The sequence below is a fragment of the Collinsella aerofaciens genome (genome assembly GCF_015552075.1).
Lineage (GTDB): Bacteria > Actinomycetota > Coriobacteriia > Coriobacteriales > Coriobacteriaceae > Collinsella > Collinsella aerofaciens_Y.
The window spans coordinates 1-5,130 of record NZ_JADNDZ010000034.1; the positions used below are offsets into that span (position 1 = coordinate 1).

Below are 5,130 nucleotides of genomic sequence, written 5' to 3' on the forward strand. Positions count from 1 at the left end.
AGAGAAGAGGCGGGGCATGCCCCGCCTCTTACACCACATCTCTGCGCGCTACCCTTATCTGCTCGATCGACACGTCAAATCACCTTAAATGTGGTCAAAATTACTGCTACTAAAAGAGTATCAGTACTCATATTTGATGTTTTTTGGCCACGGCTCTTTATAGACACCCTGTACAGCGACGGTGGTAGATTTCGGAACGTATCCGTCAGCCCCGTTCCGAAAAGCGAGCCGCATGCAACGACCAAGCCACGACAGGCCCCGGGAGAGCGGGGACACCGGCTTAGGTTTATCGCGAGTTCCGCACGAACAGGAGGCCACTTAATGTGGCCTCCGTCGTGAGCAGGACTGTAGAGCAGGAAACCTAAGCCGGTGTCCCCGCTCTCCCGGGGCCGGCGGAATTTAGTTGTTCAGCATGCGGTCGAAGCTTCCCGAGTCGCCATCCCGATAGTCGGCGGTCATCAGAATCTCCTGCGGAATGCGCCCGCCCTCGCGCAGCACGTTGCGGAACTGCACGCGCGTAACCATGGGCAGATCCTTGAGCGTCGCCGCCAGGTTCTGCGGCACGCCCTGGTTGGCAGCCGCGGGCTCGCACTCGCCGCCGGCCTTCACGCGACGCTTATGCTCGGCGAGCATGGCACGGTACATGCCGGCATGCAGGCGAATCTCAACCACATTGGCATTGCGAGCCTGCTCGACAATGCGCGCGCCCTCGCGATCGATGTCGCCTACGTAGTAGACGTAGTTAAAGCGATAGCCAATCTCAGCCAGATAATCGTCCAGGGCATGCGAGACGCTCGCCTTGCATCCGCCGCCAAAAATCACGCCGCCCACCTTGATGCCAAAGAGCTTGGCGTGCTTGCGGCCACGCAGCAGCTTGACGATCTCGTCGTAGGTGTCCAGGTTCTCGACCATAATGAACGGCTTGTCGGCGCCCAGCGTAAAGAAGCCCGTAAAGTGCACGGGGCGATTGGGGGCGACCTTGATCGCCTGCATGCTGATGCCCTTTTCGGTCATACGCCTGATCAAGCGCTCACCGTGCTTGCCGTCAAAAGCCTTCTCGTCGTTAAAGATCTGGTAGGCACGCTGGCGGCGCGAGGCAACCGGCGTATCGGCACCTCGGTTCTGCTCGATCCAAGCCTGGATGATTGCGATTTCCTCGGCAATCTTGCGGTTGGACATCTCGTTGTGCTGAGTGCGCTGCGGAGCCTTTTTGCCGTCCTTGCCCTCGACCTTTACGATCTGTGTCTGCTGCTCCTTGATCTTAGAGAGCGCCGTAGGCGTAGGGACAACCTTGAGCAGCTGCCTGCCTAAAACGCGGGCAAGGGCAAACGCCGAGACCTCGCCGTGGACGGACGACTTGGGCTGCTGGGCAGCAGTATCTGCTGCGGCAGACTCCGGCTTCTTCTGAGGTTTGCGCTTAGAATCGCCTTGGGAATTGCGCTCGCGCTTCGGCATAGACGCCTGCTTCTGCGGACGATCGGACTTGCTCTCCTTCGCCGGCTGGCGCTTAGGCTGCCCCGAAGAAACCTCGGCCTTCGCATCCTCGTCCTGCGGCGTGGTCTTCTCGGCTGCAGTCTCGGCATGGGAACTGCGGCCCCCGCGATGGCGACGGCGGCGAGGCTTGCTCGACGCGCCCTGCTCCGTCTGCTCATCAGTAGGCTGCTGGCCCTTGGCCTCGGCAGCAACCTCAAGCTGCGGCTCAACAGGCTTCTGTTCGTGAGCCGCCGGCTCAACGGTTTTCTCGGTTTGTTCGGCCTTCTTGTCCTGAGTGGTCGAAGCCGGCTCGCCCTTCTCCTGACGCCTTACGGGATACGCGCGCCTCGCAAAACCACGTCCGGGACGGCATGAACCCGGAGCCTTCTTGGCAGACCCCTCAACATCGTCTGCAGCCTCGGAAGGCTCTTCGACCTCACGCGCGACATCCTGCTGCGCAGCCTTAAAGTGGGCACCGCGACGACGCTGGGGCTCTTGGGCCTCCACGGGCTTTTGCTCCTTCGCGGGCTTCTGCGACTCGGCAGCAACCTCGTTCTCAACAGCCTCGGCATCCGTCTCACCCTTTTGAGCAACGGCGCGACGGAAGCGCTCCTGCTGGGCGCGGCGCTGCGCATCGCGCTTGCCACCCCCACCAAAACCGCCGCGTCCTGCCTTGGCCGTAAAGGCACGCACGACGTTCTCATCGAGCAACTCATCGGTATCGACATGCTCACGCGGGACAGCTTCTTCCACAGCAGGCACGTCAGCGGAATCCTCGACGACAAAAACCTCGACGGACTCGGCAGGCTGCTCCTGGACATCGCGAATCTCGGCATTGATGGTATAGAACGCCGGGCGCCCGTTAATGCCGCTACCCTCGATCTTTGTCACGATATTTGCCGCGATAAGCTCATCGCGCATCGCCTTGGTGTCACATTCCTTATCGACGGAGCGAAAAATTTGCGCCAGCGCACTCGACTTAATCTTGAGCGCCTTGCGGCAGAGCAGGTCGTAGGCAACCAGCTTGGCACGCTCGGCAGAAAGCGACGTCTGGCTACTCAGACGTTCAGCCAGGGCATCGACATTATTTTGGTTATCGGAATATACCGTCTTGGCCACGGGGCCCCTTTCATATGCACACATATACGTCTATATGGTACAACGCGCGCCCTTATCCACGCAAAACATCTGCGAGAACACTCGAGCGTCGCCCGCTTTTGCATGAAAAAAAGACCGAGCCCGCGAAGTCGCGGATCCGGTCTTTCCGAGTCATATAGATGTGACGTTCAACGCGTCAGGTCGACTAAGCCTCGGCGGCCTCGGCGTCGACAGGAGCCTCGGCAGCAGCAGCGCGTCCATACTCGGCCTTGCCCATCTCGGACCACTCGGGCTCCTCGTCGGGCATGGAACCGGCCTCCTTGCCGAAGAACTCCTTGAGGCAGTTAACGGCAACGATGAGGCCCAGGACCATCAGCAGAACGGCAAAGACAAGCTGCAGGCCCTTGGTGGCGGCGACGGAGACGGCGGCCGTGGTGGCGGTAGCCGGGATGGTGCCGAAGAAGCCGTAAGCCTGGACAGCGACCATGCAGCCCATGGCGCTCTGGACCAGCGAGGTGAAGGTGCAGCAGAGCAGGAAGACGACGGGCACGTAGAGCATCCAGCCCTTGCGGCCGGTGCACTTACAGAACACGGCGAGGGTGATCATGGTCATGCCGCCGAGCAGCTGGTTGGAAGCACCAAAGAGCGGCCAGATGTTGGCATAGCCACCAAAAGCGAGGGCAAGACCGGGAAGCAGGGTAACGACCGTGGCGAACCAGGGGTTGCCGAGGACCTTCATATAGCCGGCCTTGGACTCGATGGCCAGGGCATCGTTGGTCTGGGCAAAGAACTCGGAGAACGAAGTGCGGGCGATGCGGGCGACGGCGTCGAGCGAGGTCAGGGCCAGAGCAGAGACGTTCATGGTCATAAAGACGGTAGCGAGCGTGCCGTCAACACCGAAGGCCTGCATACCGCGGGAGATGCCAGCGGCGAAGATCTGGAACGGGGTGGAAGCGACACCGGCGTTGAGGGCGCCGGTACCGGCGGTGTTCATGTCGGAGAACATGATGCCGGCGACGATGATGGCAAGGATGCCGACGAAGGACTCGACGATCATGGCGCCGTAACCGACCTTGACGGCGTCCTGCTCCTTCTCGACCTGCTTAGAAGAGGTGCCGGAAGAAACGAGGCTGTGGAAACCGGAGAGAGCACCGCAAGCGACGGAGACGAACAGGACCGGGAACATCATGCCGGAGGCAGTGGAGAAGCCGGTGAAGACCGGAGCGGTGATAGTGGCCTGACCGTTGACGCCCAGGACGACGATGCCGAGGACAGCGCAGACGATCATGACGATCATCATGATGGAAGTGAGGTAGTCACGCGGGGTCTTGAGCATCTGGATGGGCATAGCGCCAGCGAAGACCAGGTAGACCATGACGACGGCGAACCACTGGAACTTATCCAGGTAGACCGGGAACTGCATACCGACGGCGAACATGAGAACCATGAGGACCACGCCGGTGACGAACTCGGCAGCACCGGTGAGGTTGAACTTCTTCTGGGCCCAACCAAAGGCGATAGCGACGAAGGTGAACAGGATGGAGATGGTACCAGCGCAGCCGGCGGCATAGGACTTGGTGAAGTCGATGGCACCGGTAGCAGCACCAGAAGCGTCAACGGCCGGGGTGAACATGAACGTCTTGCAGACCATGTCGGTGAAGGCGGCGATGACGATGATGCAGAACAGCCAGCAGAACAGCAGGAACAGGCGACGGCCGGTCTTGCCGATGTACTTCTCGATGAGCTGAGCGAGCGACTTGCCGTTGTTCTTCATCGAAGCGTACAGAGCACCAAAGTCGTGGACGGCACCAAAGAAGATACCGCCGACGAGGACCCAGAGCACGACGGGCAGCCAGCCAAAGGCCATGGCGACGATCGTACCCGTGACAGGGCCAGCACCGCAGATCGAGCTGAACTGGTGCGAGAACGCGGTGAAGGCAGAGACGGGCGAGAAGCTCTTGCCGTCCTTCATGCGCTTGGCCGGCGTGAGGGCCTCTTTGTCAACGCCCCACTTGTTGGCCAGCCAGCGGCCGTAGCCCAGATAGCCGCAGGCGAGCACCGCCGCGGCCACAACCATGAGCAAAACTCCGTTCATTACATTTCCTCCTCTAAAAAGAACTTCCTAGACATAAAAATGAGGGCCGTCGGTTGCGCTCGACGGCCCTCATCTTTATCAGCCGCCCGTTATCGTACGGGCTAGCTGTATGTGCTAACCCGCATCAGATAATTACTACGCTGATAATGTTTAGCTGATGCGTGAACATGTCTAAGAAATCCTCTTCAATCATGATGCGAACGATCCGTGCGTGTTCACATCCCCCAGTGGTTGAAAAGGAGTATGAAACTTTAGTTGCCTAAAGTCAACGCAAATATGTAATGAATTTTCAGCTTTTTTTGAATTTCTTGGTATAAAACGCCACTGACCTCGGACTTTACCCGACAAAAGTTTTTGCATGAGAGTTGCCCCTCGGGAGCGGGCGGGCGTATACAAGGTTTCCTGCTCTACAGTCCTGCTCGCACGGAGAGCACATTAAGTGCTCTCCGGCTCGTGCGGAACTC

2 protein-coding genes are annotated in these 5,130 nt (G+C 59.5%); both read right to left on the reverse strand.

Annotated features, from left to right (window positions below; genetic code table 11):
- Positions 1 to 399: 399 nt before the first annotated feature.
- Entirely contained in the window at positions 400 to 2,592 is a 2,193-nt protein-coding gene (locus tag I2D41_RS02550; protein WP_195363437.1) for a hypothetical protein, read from the reverse strand.
- A gap of 184 nt (positions 2,593 to 2,776) precedes the next feature.
- The gene (locus I2D41_RS02555) at positions 2,777 to 4,666 is read right to left on the reverse strand and encodes a carbon starvation CstA family protein (RefSeq protein WP_195363438.1); all 1,890 of its coding nucleotides are present in this window, start codon (positions 4,664 to 4,666) and stop codon (positions 2,777 to 2,779) included.
- Between the last annotated feature and the right edge of the window lie 464 nt (positions 4,667 to 5,130).